Genomic DNA, 15935 nt, shown 5'->3' with positions numbered 1-15935 from the left:
AGTTATCAGTTATCAGATGTGAGTTTTCAGTTCAATGATTACGGCAAAAAAGCGCCCTTCTCCCTTTATCAGTTTTTCGAGGCTTTCTAGAAACTCTCTCCCTCACATCTGATATTTGTAGAGGGTAAAGGAATATGATCACCATATTCATAAGCTGTTTCTAGCCAAAGTTTGCGAGCATTATCAATATTAGCTAAGGTTTCCTCTATGGTTTCTCCCTGAGTGAAACATCCTGGAATATCCTTGATTTCTGATACATATCCCTCGTCATCATCAGGATAAATTGTTATTGGATATTTTAACCCCAAATAAAACTATAATGATTCAAGCTTAGTTTTATTACTTGTACTCATATTTTTACCTCTTTAAAGTTAGCAAATAGGATAAATATATTTTCAATCAATACTCAGAAAATATCAAGAAGGGAATCAGCTTTAAACCTTTTCGGTCAACTATCCATTCCCCTATTCTGGCGCTCCAGGCTTCAAAGTGGGGGACAAAATAGGGTAAGGTAAAAAAGCTGTGCCGATAACCGAGACTATGACCGTTGAATGGCAATCCGTAAAAACCTACGAGGATATTCTTTACCATAAATGGGGGGGAATCGCCAAAATCACTATAAATCGCCCCCATAAGCGTAATGCCTTCCGTCCAAAAACAGTTTTTGAGCTTTACGACGCTTTCTGTGATGCTCGCGAGGATGCGCGCATTGGGGTAGTATTGCTCACGGGTGCAGGTCCCCACAGCGACGGCAAATATGCTTTTTGTTCCGGCGGCGATCAGACGGTGCGCGGTCAGGCGGGTTATATTGGCGATGATGGCGTACCCCGGCTCAATGTGCTGGATTTACAGAAATTAATTCGCTCCATCCCCAAGGTAGTTATCGCGCTGGTGGCAGGTTATGCGGTCGGGGGCGGTCATGTTTTGCACTTGGTTTGTGATTTAACCTTAGCGGCGGATAACGCCATTTTCGGCCAGACCGGTCCGAAAGTGGGCAGTTTTGACGGCGGTTTTGGCTCTAGTTATCTGGCCCGGGTAGTCGGTCAGAAAAAGGCTCGCGAGATTTGGTTTCTCTGTCGGCAGTATAACGCCCAACAAGCTTTAGAAATGGGTTTGGTTAACCATGTCGTCCCGGTGGAGGAATTAGAGCGGGAAGGGATTAAATGGTCCTTAGAAATTCTCGAAAAAAGTCCCTTGGCGATTCGCTGCCTAAAATCGGCTTTTAATGCTGATTGTGATGGTCAAGCGGGTTTACAGGAGTTAGCGGGCAATGCCACTTTACTCTACTATATGACCGCCGAAGGAGCCGAAGGTAAACAGGCTTTCCTGGAAAAACGTCCCCCCGATTTTAGTCAATATCCTTGGCTACCCTAATCAGTGATCAGTGAACAGTAATCAGTGAAAAGAAAGCAGAAAACTGCCCTATAATACTGCTCACTTAATACTCCATATTCCTACTGATCACTGATAAGCTATGCTAGTTTAGAGAGAGTAGTTAGGTTCGGTAGCAGCATTGGTTTCAAACAGAAGTGGTTTTTCCCTGATGGCCTTGACTGGGTTGTGTCCGATCTCCTTCTCGAAATGGCTGTGATATTGGGAGACAATCCATGACGATTTACGTTGGTAATCTGGTTTATGACGTCACGACAGATGACTTGAAAGAGGTATTCGCTGAATACGGCACAGTTAGTCGCGTTTACTTGCCCGTGGATCGGGAAACGGGTAAAATGCGCGGTTTTGGTTTTGTGGAAATGTCCTCCGAGGAGGAAGAAGCAAAAGCGATCGAAACTCTTGACGGGGCCGAATGGATGGGACGACAGATGAAAGTCAACAAAGCTCGTCCCAAAGAAGAAGATTCTGGCGGTCGTGGCGGCGGTGGTCGCAAAAACTTCGGGCGCTGGGAACGTTAAACAGATTCTTGGAAAATTCCAGAAGCGGTTATTTTTGATAACCGCTTTTTTTCTGGCCTTAAACCGCCGTTTTCCGTGACTCAAGGATGGGGTGGATAATTGTCCAGGCCAGGACGATAATTAAAGCTAAGATACCAAAACGAGCCATAGAACTAACTAACTGGTGCAAGGGGAACAAACGGCCTAAAAAGAAGGATAATGTCACCATAATCGTCGCCCACACCGTTGCTCCACCGAGATTACAGAGGAAAAAGCGACCGTAGGGCATTCGGGCAATTCCCGCCATTGGACCTGCAAAGATTCTTAACAGGGCCACGAAGCGACCGAAAAAGACCGCCCGGGGTGCATTTTTACTAAATTGTTCCTTGGCTAATTCTAGTTTTTGAGGTGGAATCCGAAAGAATTTGCCAACTTTTAACAAAAACGGCCAACCCCCAGCGCGACCGAGCCAATAGCCAAAATTATCGCCTAAAACTGCTCCTGTAATTGCGCTGACTAAAACTAACCAATAGTTCAAATCACCGCTACCGGCAAGGAAGCCGCCCACAATGGTGATGGTTTCCCCGGGGATGGGAATCCCGGTATTTTCGAGGGTGATGCCGACAAATACTGCCCAGTATCCGTATTGGTGGGCGATTTCTTCAATATTTTCTAGGGATAATAGCTCTAGGGACATGGAGCGCTTTCTTAACAAAGGTTTACGAATATTCTAAGATATTTTTACAGGATTTAACCGTGGCTGAACATGACTTTTCCCAGTATTGATTTATTAGCAATTCGTCAGGGTGAGATAAAAGATTTAGCGGGCATGAACTTGTCAGGGGCTGATTTAGCGGGTGCAGACCTAGCAGGGGCGAATTTACGGGCAAATTTACGCGGTGCTGACTTGACAGGGGCAAATTTAAGGGGAGCAGATTTTCGTAATGCCGATTTACGCGGGGCAATTCTCCTCGATGCGATCGTCGCTGGGGCAAGTTTGGCCGGTGCTTTTTTAGCCGGGGCGGTTTTCAATCATCTAGATTTGTCCGGGGCAGATTTTCGCGGCGTCGATGGCCGGGGAGTGAGTTTTGTTGGGGCGATTTTAACCCAAGCGGATTTTACTAGCGCTAATCTGTCTGGGGCAGATCTATCGGCCACCGATTTAGAGGAAGCAATTTTTTTCGGGGCGATTTTACGCGGAACAAATTTTACTGATGCCAATCTTCTTTGTGCTAGTTTAGCCTCGGCAGTAACCACGGGGGCAATTTTCGATCGAGCTTGTTTAGAAGGGACAGGATTAACCTAAATGGCTGATAGATAAGACCTCTTGTAAAAATCAAAAATTATTGTTAGGGTTGGGAGTCAGTAGCCAGCAGTCAGTAGTCAGGAGAATTAAGAATGAATAATAATCAGTTAAATGGTCTATTTATAGAATTTATGCCATTTAATCCTTATTTCTGCCGTTTTTGAACTCTGAAAAAATTAATTATGCAAGAGGTTTATAAAAGAAGATCAGTTTCTAATCAGTTGCTGTCACCTGCTCTAGGTTTAAAAATCTTGACCATTTCCCTGTTTATCTGCCTCCATAGCTCCAGCTATTCTGAACCATTTAACCCCTTTGCTGCCCGGGGTCTTCCTCTTGGCCAAATTGATCAAGTTTTTGTCATCCTGCACCAGAAAATTTAGTTTAATTGTCTGGGTAATCAGTGCAGTTATTGAAGAATTTTCCCCAACCAATTAAGCAATCAATTTACTTACTTAAGAAAACCTAGAAGAAAAGACTATGCACAAAAATGATAGGATCGATCAATACCTAGCTGACGTTAATAGCCATCGATGAGACCTTTACGCCAACTTTATCGCTATTTAAGTTTATTTTGCCTCTGTCTTCTTCTGACTGTGGGCTGTCAGTCCACTAATTCCAATTTACCCCGGGGAGATAGCGATCTCCTGATGATTGGGACAACCCTAAAACCACGCTCGATCGATCCAGCCGATAGTTATGAGTTAGCGGGACTTTTCATTATTTATAATCTCGGTGAAACTCTCTACACCTACGCCGAAGGAACCACTAATTTAAAGCCTCTCCTTGCCACGGAATTGCCGCAAATTAGCCCCGATGGTTTGACTTATACTATACCAGTACGTCGGGGAGTTATCTTTCATGATGGCACGGTTTTTAACGCGGAGGCGATGAAGTTTTCCCTAGAAAGATTCATCAAAAATGGTGGGGAACCTTCCTTTCTTCTCCGGGATACAATTGATAAAATCACCGCCAGCAAAGAATACGAAATTACTATTAAATTAACCAGACCTTTTGCCGCTTTTCCCGCTCTTTTAGCTTATCCTGGGGCCTGTGCGGTTTCACCCAAATTTTATCAAATTGGCGAGGGTAAATTCAAACCCGAAGAATTTATTGGCACAGGACATTATCGATTAAAAGCAGTTACCAGCGATTCTTTTAGTTTAGAAGCCTTTGATCGCTATTGGGGAGAACCGGCAAAAAATAAGGGAGTTAATGTGCAAATTTATCTCTCTAATCCTGCCAATTTATTTAACGGTTTTCAGACGGGAGCGGTGGATATTGCCTATCAATCTTTACTGCCTCCTCAAGTGAGAAAATTACGCACAGAAGCAGCCCAGGGAAAATGGCAAGCGATCGAATCTTCTGGGGCAGCAATTAACTTTATGAGCCTCAATCTCAAAAGTGAACCCACCGATAATATTTTAGTGCGACAAGCCATTGCTTCTCTAGTCGATCGAGATTTACTTAATGATCGCATTTTACAAGGTCAAGGCATCCCTCTTTTTAGTCTCATTCCTACTACTTTTTCCGAGTCACAACCGGTGTTTAAAGAGCGCTATGGCAACCATAATATAGAGCAAGCAAAACAATTACTAAAAACTGCTGGTTATAGTCCAGAAAAACCCGCAATTGTAGAAGTTTGGCACTCCTCGGGATCGATTACTTCCAGCAGCGTGGCGGCAGTGATGAAAGCCCTATCAAAACGGGATTTAGATAATAGGATTCAATTTGAACCCAATAGTATACTAGGAGCGGCCTTTTTCCGTAATATTAGCCGGGGACTTTATACCACTGCCCTATCTAATTGGTATCCGGATTTTTTGGATGCAGATAACTATATTTATCCCTTTTTAGATTGTGCTAAAGGTTCCCCAGAAACTGGCTGCGAAGAAGGAGGATCGCAAAGTCAAGGCTCATTTTTTTATAGTCAAGAAATGAATCAATTAATCGCACAATCCCGTCGGGAAAGTAACCCAGCCAAAAGAAAGCAAATCTTTGGCAAAATTCAGGAAATTCTCGCCGATGAAGTTCCCTATATTCCCCTTTGGCAAACCAAGGAATACGCTTTTGCTCGCAATGGCATCACGGGAGTTATCATCAATCCCAGTCAAACTTTTCCCTTCTGGACAATTGCCAAAAAATCCTGATAATTAATTATTAGGAGTTAGGAGTCAGGAGTCAGTATTCAGTATTCAGGAGATAGGGTGATAGGGTGATGAGACAGCTTCCCCACTTCCCCACTTCCCCACTTCCCCACTTCCCACTCCCGATTCCCTTCCTCATTCTCCATTTTCCTATGAAACTAACAGCAATGTCCTTTAATATTCGCTACGATAAACCCGATCCCGATGAGCGTAATTGGCGAGTAAGAAGGGAAGCAGTAGCGGCTTTAATTGCTCACTATTCTCCTGATATAATTGGTACTCAGGAAGCTCGCGCTAATCAACTATTGGATCTACACCGTTTATTGCCAAAATACCAAAGTTTAGGCAGCGATCGCAGGGGGACAGGATTAGATGAACATTGTGCTATTTTATATCAACCAAGTCGGTTAAAATGTTTGGAAATATACGAATTTTGGCTATCAGAAACTCCCGATATTATTGGCAGTATCACTGAAGCTTGGGGTAATCCTTATCCCCGCATGGTAACGGGGGCTAAATTTGGCACTCTTGAGGGGCAAACTTTGCAGTTTTATAATACCCATCTCGATTACTATAGCGACCAAGCTAAGAACTTAGGGGCTAAGTGCATACAAGAGCATTTTTGTCAACTAGATTTAACAGAAGATTACCTATTTTTAACGGGGGATTTTAATGTTAATTCTCAGCAATTACCCCGTCAGATTTTAACTCAACCTCTCCAGTCAGAAATTAGATTAAAGGATGCTTTAGCCGATTTGGAATTAGCCGAACAAATGAGCTTTAATAATTACACCGATACCCCTTATTTAGCCATCGATACAATTTATTATGATAGCCGTTTGCAGCTAGATTGGGCAAAAGTCGATCCTTCCCGTTGGTTGAATCTTATTCCTTCCGATCATTATCCCGTAATTGCTGCTTTTACCTTGCCCTAAAAATAGATGATTTTTGTATTTAGCAAATATATAGAGGCTGAAAGCTTCAGCAGGCTCTGGTGATTCGATGGTTAAATTTGTTAATTTTTTTGCCGTTTAAAAAAATTAACAATAAGCGCAAGCCTTGCCAGATATAGATCGCTCTCAATGGCGAAACCAATAATAATTATTCCCAAAAACTTAAGATTTATTTACGTTTTTAAAGGGCAGTAATTACCGCATTTGTGTTATAAAAATAACAATAACAATTTCTTGACCGAGGAAAAATTTATGAGCATCGAAGACAAAATGAAAGCGGCTGCCAAAAATGTCGAGGGGAAAGTACAATCGGCTGCTGGAGAATTAACTGGCGACGAGAAAATGAAAGCAGAAGGAGAATTAAAGCAGGTACAAGCAGCGGCAATGAACGTGGCAGCTGATGTCAAAGATAAGGCAGAAAATTTGTTGGAGGACATGAAAAACGCTGCCCAGGACGCAATCGAAAACATCAAAGACAAAATTAACTGAACGGGATTAAAATCATGATTAATGTCATTTCTTGGATAATTTTGGGCTTTATTGCTGGTGCGATCGCAAAAGCTATTTATCCTGGGCGACAGGGGGGTGGTATTTTTGCCACGACTTTGCTAGGAATTATCGGGGCTTTTGTGGGGGGGAACCCTGTTAAATTTGCTTCAAACTGGCAGTTTTGCCCTAGGGAGTTCTAGCTTGAGCATACCGGGTATTTTTGTGGCTATTATCGGGGCAATCCTGTTTATTTTCCTCTGGGGATTAGTTAGCAAACTCCTTCCTCGCTAATAGTCTTAACTCCTGTTTATTTGATTAATTCCACCCCATCTTTGCCGTCAATCTCTTGTAGATAAACCTTTACCTGTTCCTCGGCTGCGGTGGGGAGTTTTTTGCCCGTAAAATCCGGGTGAATTGGTAATTCCCGATGACCACGATCAACGAGTACTAATAAGCGGATTTTTTGCGGTCTGCCATACTCAATAATAGCATTGAAAGCGGCGCGGATCGTGCGACCTTTATAGATAACATCATCGACTAAAATCACGGTTTTTCCCGTGACATCTAGGGGCATTTTGGTTTTAGCAGGAGTGCGGGTTTTAATGCGATCGAGATCGTCGCGATAGAAGGTAATATCGATCGCTCCCACGGGAACTTTTACCCCTTCTAAGCTCTCAATTTGACTAGCAATTAAATTAGCTAAAGGCACTCCTCGCGTGTAGATACCGATCAAAATCAAGTTATTTAAATCGCCACTTTTTTCGATAACTTCGGAAGCTAAACGGGTAAGGGTGCGACGAATTTCGTCAGCCGAGAGAATTTCAATTAACTGTGAGGTCATAATTTTCCAAGACAAGGGGGGATAGGGGATAGGGAAATTTTGACGGAAATGGACTTTTTTTTTCTTTTTCTTTTTCTTTTAAAACCATCTTGCCACTAACGAATATAATTATTTTCACTTACCTATTTTACCTCGATCGCTCATGAGTGATGAATTATTGCAAAAATCCGCCCTAGAATTAGCCCAACTGATTCGCACTAAACAAATCTCCCCCCTAGAATTAACCCATTTATACCTCGATAGAATTGAGAAATTTGACTGTCAAATTGGTAGTTTTGTCCATGTCGCCAGGGAAAGCGCCCTAGCAACCGCGAGCGCCCAAACGGAACAATTAAGTCAAATCGCCGCTACTGCCGAATTACCGCCTTTTTTTGGAGTTCCCACCGCCATTAAAGACTTAAATGCCGTCGCCGGAATGCCGGTTAGTTACGGAGTCGCCGCTTTACAGGGAAATATTGCCCAATACGACGAAGGAATCGTCACCAGAATGAAAATGGCGGGTTTTATCCTTCTGGGCAAAACTGCCACTTCCCAGTTAGGGTCCTTTCCCTACACCGAAAATCCGGGTTTTTTGCCGACTCGTAACCCCTTCAACCGCGATTATACCGCAGGAGGTTCCAGTGGCGGTGCGGCGGCGGCGGTAGCGGCGGGTTTCTGCCCGATTGCCCAGGGTTCCGACGGTGGCGGTTCCATTCGTACTCCGGCGGGTTGTTGCGGTTTGGTGGGGATAAAACCCAGTCGCGGGCGCGTTTCCTATGCCCCGGTGGGGGAATTTCAAAGCGGTATCGCCACTAACGGCACTCTTTCTAAGACGGTGGCAGATGGGGCGGCGCTGCTTACCGTGATTTCGGGCTATACGACGGGCGATCCCTACTGGCTACCCGATCCGCCCTTTTCTTTCCTAGAAGCCACTCAGAGAGGCGTAAAACCCCTAAGAATCGCTTTTTCTACTTCCATATCCCCCTTCGGCGAAGCGGCTGCCGTCTATAAAAATGCTGTGATCGAGACTGCTAAAAATTTAGAGGGTATGGGGCATCATTTAACGGAGTATTCTCCCGATTTACAGGCTTTAATCGCTCCTTTTCGGCGTATTTGGCAAGCGGGGACGGCAGCGACGGGAATTCCCAGGGATTTATTAAGTCCCCTTAACCAATGGTTATTAGACAATTCTGGCAGTGCGGGGGAGTACCTGCAAGCGGTGCGGCAGATGCACGTTATTTCGCGGCAAATTGTGGCGATGTTTGATAATTTTGATGTCTTACTTTTGCCAATTTTTCTACATCAACCCCCCGGAATTGCTGAGTGGGAAAATTTACCACCGGAAGAAGCGGTTAATAATATGATTCGTTGGATTGCCCCTTCTCCGATTGCTAATGCGAGTGGTTTACCCGCGATTGCTTTACCCACAGGAGTGGATAGTCAGGGTTTACCCGTGGCAATTCAGTTAGTTGGTAAACCTGCTGATGAAATCACTTTGTTAGGTTTATCGGCACAATTAGAGGCAGCTAATCCTTTAGGTTTGATGGCTAATTTTAACTAGCGATACTTTCGGTAAATTGGGGAATGGAAGCGATAAGTTTACGGGTGTAATCACTTTGGGGAGAGTTAATAATTTGGTCAGCTGTACCCATTTCCTCAATTTTACCTTTATTCATCACCATAATCCGATCGCTCATAAATCTGACGACACTTAAATCGTGGGAAATAAAGATATAAGTGAGATTAAATTCCTGCTGTAATTCTTTGAGTAAATTTAAGACTCCCGCTTGCACGGAAACATCTAAAGCAGAGACAGATTCATCACAGATAATAAACTGAGGATTTAAGGCTAAAGCGCGAGCAATACACACCCTTTGTCGTTGTCCTCCCGATAATTGATGGGGATAGCGATCAAACCAATTAGGATCAAGTTTAACTCGTTCTAATAAATATTCTACTCGTTGCCGTCGCTTTTGGGAATTGCCGCCGGTATGATGAATAACCATCGGTTCTAAAATTGCTTTACCGATGGATAAACGGGGATTCAGGGAGTTGTAGGGATTCTGAAAAACTATCTGTAATTCCCGTCGCAGTAGTCTTAATTTTGGATCGCTGGGGTTTAATTTAGCGAGATTTTCTCCTCGGAAATAGATATCTCCAGAAGTGGCAGGAATTAAGCGCAGAATTGTCCTTGCTAAGGTAGATTTTCCGCAGCCCGACTCACCGACTAAACCCAGGGTTTCCCCCTGTTTAACGGCAAAACTGACCTGATCTACGGCATTAAAAAAAGTCTTTAATTGCCCGAAAACTCCCTTAACTGGAAATCTAACCGATAAATTTTCTACCGATAAAATATTCTCGTGATGTTGTAAACCTTCAATTCTGCTTTCTTCCTCTTGGAGAGTAATAAATTTAACTGCTGGTGGAGTAATTTCCTGTAATTCAATAATCTTACCTTGAGAGTCTTTTTCCACTCGTAAAAAATCGCTGACAGTGGGCAATTTTTCTGGACGAGAGTTTAAGCGAGGACGACAGGCAAGTAAACCTTTTGTGTAGGGATGTTGGGGATAATTTAATACTTCTTCTTTAGTTCCCTGTTCGACAATTTCTCCTTGATACATCACGACAATTTGATCGGCAATTTCGTTAATAACTCCCAGATCGTGGGAGATAAAAACCATTGACATTTCTCGATCGCTTTTACACAAATCGCGTAATAATCTTAATATTTCTGCTTGGACAGTCACATCTAAAGCGGTGGTTGGTTCATCGGCAATTAATAGGGTAGGATTACAAGAAATCGCCATGGCAATCATTACCCTTTGTAATTGTCCCCCCGATAATTCGTGAGGATAACGCTTGAGAATTGCTTCTTTTTGTTCCTGAATATAAGTTCTAATTTTTTCTCTGACATGACCCTTATTTTCTAAGGGAAAAGTTTCTATATACTTCTCCTCCAACTGTTCATCACTGGGTAATAAGCGCACTTCTTGCAGTAGAGAGATGGCTTGATTTTTTGCCTGTTCAGTGGTGACTTTTTGATGCAGTAAAATTGCTTCGGTGAGTTGAAACTCGATGTTATAAACTGGATTAAGAGAACTCATTGGTTCTTGGAAAATCATCGCCATTTCTCCCCCGCGATAATAACGCAATTCTTCTGGGGGAATAGATAATAAATCTACTGCTTGCATTGACTGACCTTTTGCCGGACGAAAGCAAATTTCTCCCCCGGTAATTTTTCCCGGAGAGGGAACCAGTCCCATGAGTGCGAGGGAGGTGACGGATTTTCCTGAACCCGACTCCCCCACACAACCGAGAACTTGACCTTTCTGCAAGCTAAAACTAATGTTATTAACGGCGACTGTTGTTCTTTTCTGATTAGAAAATTCAACGGTGAGATGGCGAACGTCGAGAACTTTGTTATCCATGGGTCTTTAAACAGAAAGACAGATTCGATTTACTTATAAATATAGCTTTTTCTGTTCCCAGTAGCTGGGTGCAATTAATTCGTAGATAGCTGGCGACATCTCGCTTGCAAGGGAGAATTTTGCCAGCATTAAGAAGATTTTCGTCTCTCAGCGATCGCCATTTACCAGAGACTTGTCAGACTAAATCCTGTTTAGAGTGATAATTGAGAATAGTTATACCAAATCCGGTTATTAAAAACTGATTATCTATTTCCCCTATTGCCTATTGCCTCTCCTGATATGTAGGGTTTGCTGAATAAATCTAAAAACCTTGTTGGGTAAAACTTTTAGACCTTTTGGCCATCAAAAAGTAATGGATCTGGGAGTGATCGGGGGAAAAATTCCTGGACTTTTTCCCTGAAAATTAGGTAATTGACCCCCTCAAAATCGGTAAAACCCTACACCCCACACCCCACACCCTACACCCTGCCCCCAGGAAAAACTTTTTGCCGCAAACCCTATGTAGCCTATACTCGACGGATTTAGTATAAAAAAGGAATAGAGCCTGAAACTCTATTCCTGAATCAAAAATTGCAGTTAATTTTTAACCCTATACTACCGCAGAAGTCAAAGCTTCTTTGAGGATAGCGGCTTTATCGGTTTGTTCCCAGGGTAAATCGAGATCATTGCGGCCAAAATGACCATAAGCGGCCACATCTTGGTAAAAACGCTCGCCTCTTTCACTGGGTAAACCGCGCAGGTTAAAGGTTTGGATAATACCGGCCGGACGGAGTTCAAAGTATTTATTGATTAAGTCCAGAATCACATCATCAGCGACTTTGCCAGTGCCAAAGGTTTCCACGAAGAGACTGACCGGACGAGCTACCCCAATCGCATAACCCACTTGAATCTCGCACTTATCGGCCAAACCAGCAGCGACGATATTTTTGGCCACATAACGGCAAGCATAGGCTGCGGAGCGATCGACTTTGGTAGGATCCTTACCGGAGAAAGCGCCGCCACCGTGACGAGAATAGCCACCGTAGGTATCGACGATAATTTTCCGTCCCGTTAATCCCGCGTCGCCTTGGGGTCCACCAATGACGAATTTTCCGGTGGGATTAACCAGATAACGGGTATTGGCATCGGGTTTAATCTCTAAATCGCTGAAGACCGGCTGTACTACCGCTTCCCAGAGATCACTTTTAATCTTTTGTTGGACGAGATCATTATCGGTGATATCGCCGATAGTAGCATCGTGTTGGGTAGAAACAAGGATAGTATCGATACCCACGGGACGACCATCTTCATAAATGACCGATACTTGCGTTTTACCGTCGGGACGCAGATAGGACAGTTCACCCGTTTTTCTGACTGCCGCTAAACGGCGAGCGATGCGGTGGGCTAAACTAATCGGTAAGGGCATAAATTCGGGGGTTTCATTGCAAGCGAAACCGAAGACAATACCCTGGTCTCCCGCACCAATTTTATCGAGTTCATCATTGCTGAGAAGTTCGCGATTTTCCTGAGCAGCCGTGACACCCTGGGAAATATCGGGAGATTGTTCGTCTAAAGCGACTAAAACGGTGCAGCTATTCGAGGAAAATCCGTTATCTGCGTTGATATAACCGATTTCAGCGATTTTACTGCGAACTAAATTGACGAAATGAACCTGCGCTTTCGAGGTGATTTCACCAGTAATCAAGACTAACCCTGTATTGACAACCACTTCAGCCGCTACACGACTGTGGTCATCTTGGGATAACAGAGCATCGAGAATAGTATCAGAAATCTGGTCACAAATTTTATCGGGATGTCCCTCTGTAACCGATTCGGAGGTGAACAAATAACGTTTAGACAAGTGATGTCCCTCATGCGATAGTACATTTGAACGCAAAAAGATTCCAAGAAATCTTTGATCATATAGTGTAACAGGGAATTTGTAGAGATCGAGTATTTTCAATAAGAAACCGCCCGAACATTGTCCGGACGGAGTGTGGTGTGAGGAGTGAACGGAAACTTTCGTCTCCGCTAATTCCATTGTAGATGACAACTTAGAATCTTGAGCGATTTGAAACAAACTAGCCCAAAAAATTTTTATTTCTTGAAGGGGTTGACTAATGCCCGATAGCCGTCTCGATGATGTAGCCTGATTAATAGAGGTCGCAGAGCTATACGGAAAGATTATGACAGTCACAGCCGATTATTTAGAACAACTCAATCCTTCCCAGCGCATTGCTGTGGAGCATTTTTGCGGCCCCTTGTTGGTGGTTGCTGGGGCAGGATCGGGAAAAACTAGCGCTTTAACCTATCGTATCGCCCATTTGATCCGTCATCACGGGGTCGATCCGGAAAATATTCTCGCGGTCACTTTTACCAATAAGGCAGCCCGGGAAATGAAAACTAGAATTGAAAAAACTTTTGCTCAACAGAAAGCACAGGAAAAATACGGTCAAAGATTAGAACTTTTAGAAGAATACGAACAGAAAAAACTCTTTTCTCAAGTTTATCGGAATTATACTAAAAAACTCTGGATCGGGACTTTTCACAGTCTTTGTGGTCGTATTTTGCGCTATGACATTAATAAATATCAGGATGAATATGGTCATAGTTGGCAAAGAAATTTCTCGATTATGGACGAATCTGATGCCCAGAGTTTAGTGAAAAATATCGTCACTAAACAGATGAATTTAGACGATAAAAAATTTGATGCTCGCAATCTGCGTTATGCGATTAGTAATGCTAAAAATTTAGGTTTAACCCCCACGGATTACGCCAGAGAAAACCCTCATTTTCGGGGAAAGGTTATTTCTGAGGTTTATCAGGCTTATCAGATGCAATTGGCGCAAAATAATGCCCTAGATTTTGATGATTTGATACTGGTTCCAGTCCGTCTTTTTCAGCAAAATGAATCTATTCTCGGTTATTGGCACACGCAATTTAAGCATATTTTAGTCGATGAATACCAAGACACTAACCGGATTCAGTACGAGTTAATTCGGCTTTTGTCCACCAATGGTGAAACGAAAAAAAGTGAGTGGAATTGGACGGATCGATCGATTTTTGTGGTGGGTGATGCCGACCAATCTATCTATAGTTTTCGGATGGCAGATTTTACTATTCTGCTCAATTTTCAAGCGGACTTTGGCGATGGTTTACTCGATGATGATACTCGCACGATGGTGAAACTACAGGAAAACTATCGTTCACGGGAAAATATTCTGCAAGCGGCAAATAAGTTAATTGAAAAGAATAGTCAAAGAATCGATAAAGTCCTTGTTCCCACCAGAGAAGGAGGCGAGAGTATTTATGTTTTTAAAGCCAGAGATGAACAGGAAGAAGCAGCTTTTGTTATCGATAAAATTCGAGAATTTACTCAAGAAAACCCCGAATTAAATTGGGGTAGTTTTGCCATTCTCTACCGAATTAATGCCCAATCTCGCCCCTTTGAAGATGGGTTAATTCGCAATAATATCCCCTATAATATTGTCGGGGGATTTAAATTTTATGATCGACAGGAGATTAAAGATGCGATCGCTTATTTACGAGTGATTGCCAATCCTGCTGATACCGTTAGTTTACTGAGAATTATTAACACTCCCCGGCGCGGTATCGGTAAAACCACAATCGATAATTTGCTCAAAGCTGCCCAAGAATTAGGAGTACCTTTATGGGAAATTATTAGCGATGAAACTTCCGTTAATACTCTCGCCGGTCGTGCGACTAAAAGCATCAATAAGTTAGCTAAAATTATCCAAAACCTGCAAGAAAAAATCACCGATTTATCCGCTAGTGAAATCCTAGATCAAATAATGGAAGATTCGGGATATATCGATGAGTTAAAACAGCAGGGAACCGAGGAAGCTGATACCCGCATTGAGAATATTCAAGAATTGTATAGCGCCGTCGTACAATTCCAAGAAGAAAACGAAGAAACCAATCTCCAGGAATTTCTCGCTAGTGCTAGTTTAGCCTCGGATTTAGATAATCTTCAGGAAGGTCAAGAAAAAGTCTCGTTAATGACCCTTCATTCCGCCAAAGGTTTAGAGTTTCCTATCGTCTTTTTAGTCGGTTTAGAACAGGGCATTTTTCCCCATAATCGTAGTTTAAACGATCCCATTGCTCTTGAGGAAGAACGCCGTTTGTGTTATGTGGGAGTGACTCGGGCCAAGGAACAATTATTTTTAACCTACGCAAAAGAAAGATATGTCTGGGGGAATAAAGAGATGAAGGTAGCTTCCCAATTTTTGCAGGAATTGCCCCCAGAATTGCTCACAAGCAACCTGAAACCGAAAAAGACCCCAAAAGTGGTTGCGATGGAAAAAACTGTCTCCGATCAAAGAAAATGGCAGGTAGGCGATCGAGTGTTACACTCTACTTTTGGAGAAGGAGAAGTGACCCATATCCTCGGTACGGGTAAAAAAATGAATCTAGCGGTCAAATTTTCGGGTTTAGGTCAGAAAATCATCGATCCTCGCACCGCACCCATGCAACTTATCGACGAATAGGGAAAGACCTTAAGGAGTATTGCTAATCTCTACAATTATTGTTCCCTGCTCTAGTTGTTTCAACGCATCGGGTAAAGTAGCTGTCAGTAATCGCCGCAGATTCTGATTTGTGACATTACCACAGGTTAACCATAAAATTTGAGGAGGTGTTCCCAGACGACAAACCAAATCAATAAAGTCACTATCTTTGGTCATAATCACGGCATTTTCCGCTCGCGCTGCTGCAAAGATCTCGATATCTTGAGCATCTCGAAGGGATAAGTCTCGCAGGGACGATGGGGAGCATCTCACCTTTGCAATGAGCATAAATACTTAGTGGAAAAATAGGCTTTTCGAGGGTAATTCTTGTTTTAATTCTCCATGTACGCAGTCTTTAAAAGCCTCTATTTCGTTCCAAGACACGATTAAGAGTGGCTTTT

At 43.0% G+C, this 15935-nt stretch carries 15 protein-coding genes; 9 read left to right on the top strand and 6 right to left on the bottom strand.

Annotation, left to right across the window (positions count from 1 at the left end):
• Positions 1 to 86 precede the first annotated feature (86 nt).
• Positions 87 to 308 carry a type II toxin-antitoxin system HicB family antitoxin gene (locus O9300_RS18925; RefSeq protein ID WP_287973367.1) on the bottom strand — a complete coding sequence of 74 codons (222 nt, stop codon included), beginning with the start codon at positions 306 to 308 and terminating at the stop codon, positions 87 to 89.
• A 232-nt stretch (positions 309 to 540) separates the two neighbouring features.
• On the opposite strand from O9300_RS18925, the gene menB reads away from it, so the two are divergent.
• On the top strand, positions 541 to 1374 hold the full coding sequence (gene menB, locus O9300_RS18920; protein WP_043999569.1) for a 1,4-dihydroxy-2-naphthoyl-CoA synthase: 834 nt from the start codon (positions 541 to 543) through the stop codon (positions 1372 to 1374).
• A gap of 233 nt (positions 1375 to 1607) precedes the next feature.
• Complete coding sequence (gene rbp / locus O9300_RS18915; protein WP_287973366.1) at positions 1608 to 1910, top strand: RNA-binding regulator; 303 nt, start codon at positions 1608 to 1610, stop codon at positions 1908 to 1910.
• A gap of 58 nt (positions 1911 to 1968) precedes the next feature.
• On the opposite strand, the gene O9300_RS18910 is transcribed toward rbp, so the two are convergent.
• Positions 1969 to 2586, bottom strand: coding sequence for a DedA family protein (locus O9300_RS18910; protein ID WP_287973364.1), 618 nt, complete (start codon positions 2584 to 2586; stop codon positions 1969 to 1971).
• A 69-nt stretch (positions 2587 to 2655) separates the two neighbouring features.
• On the opposite strand from O9300_RS18910, the gene O9300_RS18905 reads away from it, so the two are divergent.
• The 5 genes from O9300_RS18905 to O9300_RS18885 all read left to right on the top strand — a co-directional run bounded on the left by O9300_RS18905 (position 2656) and on the right by O9300_RS18885 (position 6981).
• Positions 2656 to 3195, top strand: a complete 540-nt coding sequence (locus O9300_RS18905; RefSeq protein WP_287973362.1) for a pentapeptide repeat-containing protein — start codon at positions 2656 to 2658, stop codon at positions 3193 to 3195.
• Positions 3196 to 3725: 530 nt separating this feature from the next.
• Positions 3726 to 5342, top strand: coding sequence for an ABC transporter substrate-binding protein (locus tag O9300_RS18900; protein ID WP_287973360.1), 1617 nt, complete (start codon positions 3726 to 3728; stop codon positions 5340 to 5342).
• A gap of 149 nt (positions 5343 to 5491) precedes the next feature.
• Positions 5492 to 6274: an endonuclease/exonuclease/phosphatase family protein gene (locus tag O9300_RS18895; protein WP_287973382.1), complete on the top strand. Its 783-nt coding sequence runs from the start codon at positions 5492 to 5494 to the stop codon at positions 6272 to 6274.
• A gap of 270 nt (positions 6275 to 6544) precedes the next feature.
• A complete protein-coding gene (locus tag O9300_RS18890) occupies positions 6545 to 6781 on the top strand; it encodes a CsbD family protein (RefSeq protein WP_052278120.1) in 237 nt (78 codons plus the stop codon).
• 14 nt (positions 6782 to 6795) lie between these two features.
• Positions 6796 to 6981: a GlsB/YeaQ/YmgE family stress response membrane protein gene (locus O9300_RS18885; RefSeq protein ID WP_409832600.1), complete on the top strand. Its 186-nt coding sequence runs from the start codon at positions 6796 to 6798 to the stop codon at positions 6979 to 6981.
• Positions 6982 to 7088: 107 nt separating this feature from the next.
• Here O9300_RS18885 and pyrR read toward each other — a convergent pair whose 3' ends face one another.
• Positions 7089 to 7622, bottom strand: coding sequence for a bifunctional pyr operon transcriptional regulator/uracil phosphoribosyltransferase PyrR (gene pyrR / locus O9300_RS18880; protein WP_287732407.1), 534 nt, complete (start codon positions 7620 to 7622; stop codon positions 7089 to 7091).
• 142 nt (positions 7623 to 7764) lie between these two features.
• Here pyrR and O9300_RS18875 point away from each other — a divergent pair, with 142 nt between their 5' ends.
• Positions 7765 to 9162, top strand: a complete 1398-nt coding sequence (locus O9300_RS18875; RefSeq protein ID WP_287973357.1) for an amidase — start codon at positions 7765 to 7767, stop codon at positions 9160 to 9162.
• On the opposite strand, the gene O9300_RS18870 is transcribed toward O9300_RS18875, so the two are convergent.
• Both O9300_RS18870 and metK read right to left on the bottom strand, forming a co-directional pair.
• Positions 9155 to 11029, bottom strand: a complete 1875-nt coding sequence (locus O9300_RS18870; protein WP_287973354.1) for an ABC transporter ATP-binding protein — start codon at positions 11027 to 11029, stop codon at positions 9155 to 9157. The genes O9300_RS18875 and O9300_RS18870 overlap by 8 nt on opposite strands.
• A 589-nt stretch (positions 11030 to 11618) precedes the next feature.
• The gene (metK, locus tag O9300_RS18865) at positions 11619 to 12869 is read right to left on the bottom strand and encodes a methionine adenosyltransferase (RefSeq protein WP_287973352.1); all 1251 of its coding nucleotides are present in this window, start codon (positions 12867 to 12869) and stop codon (positions 11619 to 11621) included.
• Between the two features lie 325 nt (positions 12870 to 13194).
• On the opposite strand from metK, the gene pcrA reads away from it, so the two are divergent.
• Positions 13195 to 15516, top strand: coding sequence for a DNA helicase PcrA (pcrA, locus tag O9300_RS18860; RefSeq protein WP_287973350.1), 2322 nt, complete (start codon positions 13195 to 13197; stop codon positions 15514 to 15516).
• A 9-nt stretch (positions 15517 to 15525) separates the two neighbouring features.
• Here pcrA and O9300_RS18855 read toward each other — a convergent pair whose 3' ends face one another.
• On the bottom strand, positions 15526 to 15822 hold the full coding sequence (locus O9300_RS18855; protein ID WP_287973348.1) for a DUF5615 family PIN-like protein: 297 nt from the start codon (positions 15820 to 15822) through the stop codon (positions 15526 to 15528).
• Between the last annotated feature and the right edge of the window lie 113 nt (positions 15823 to 15935).

Origin of the sequence: Microcystis sp. LE19-195.1E (assembly GCF_027532095.1) — a bacterium.
GTDB classification, from domain to species: Bacteria; Cyanobacteriota; Cyanobacteriia; order Cyanobacteriales; family Microcystaceae; genus Microcystis; species Microcystis aeruginosa.
The sequence above is the reverse complement of the archived record's forward strand: the minus strand, read 5'-3'. Positions and strand labels throughout refer to the sequence as shown.